This window comes from Arthrobacter sp. SO3 (assembly GCF_020532825.1).
Classification (GTDB): Bacteria; Actinomycetota; Actinomycetes; order Actinomycetales; family Micrococcaceae; genus Arthrobacter.
Genome location: NZ_MQTS01000194.1, coordinates 1 through 863, shown reverse-complemented (window position 1 = coordinate 863; position 863 = coordinate 1). Strand labels below are relative to the sequence as shown.

General features: G+C 58.7%; 1 protein-coding gene. It reads left to right on the top strand.

Features of this window, described 5'->3' with window-relative positions; genetic code table 11:
• The first annotated feature begins 484 nt into the window (after positions 1-484).
• Positions 485-781, top strand: coding sequence for a recombinase family protein (locus BJQ90_RS18475; protein ID WP_226761664.1), 297 nt, complete (start codon positions 485-487; stop codon positions 779-781).
• Positions 782-863 lie beyond the last annotated feature (82 nt).

Sequence of the window (863 nt, the reverse complement as noted above, 5' to 3'; positions counted from 1 at the left end):
CCCTATTTTCCCTTGTCAGAGCACCTTTTCGTCTCTTAAACACACCCCTCAGCCCAACATTGATGAAAACCCCGGGTTAGTGATTGGTCTTCCTTGATTTGTCGGCAATTTTGTTCTTGAGCATGTCGGTTCTGTTGTGGCCAGGGTTTTTCGTCGTTGTTGCCCAACACGGCTTCGACGTGGATTGAACCGCGTTTCGTTCATCGGGGACGGGCGTCGGCAACCCCTCGTTTCTCGACAAGATGCTTAGCGTGACTTACGCGAGCATTGGTCCTCAACCCCCGTGGCTCCGATCACAGTCTGGCAACCCGCTGCCGCGTCGGGCAGGTTTCCCGGGGCCAGAAACGACTGAGACGACCCCGGACGCAAGCGACGTGCCCATACCAAACCGTCCACAACCCGTCTCACAACAGGTCGGTGAACACCGATGTTGTGAGACGGGTTGTGCGACAGTTGACGAAAGGCGACCCGGCATTTCGATCTCATCGGCTATGCGCGTCTCCACCAACGGACAAGGCGCCAACTCCAACGGGACGCCCTCGAAACGGCCGGCTGTGGGCGGATCTTCGAAGACAAAATCTCCAGTCGCATCACCGCCCGCCCCGGACTCGCCGAAGCCCTCGGCTACCTCCTGCCGTCAGACACCCTGTGCGTGTGGAAATTGGACCGTCTCGGCCGGTCAGTGAAAGAAGTCCTCACCACCGCCGATAGCCTCCACGACCAGGGAGTCGGCCTGCGGATTCTCACCGGCACCCTGACCGGGACTGAGCTGCTGCGGTGATTTCGGACAGTGGGCCCTCCTAAAATGGGGGTCTACCGAAAGTAGAGATCAGCATGACCGCATCACGCAAGCGATTTACCCA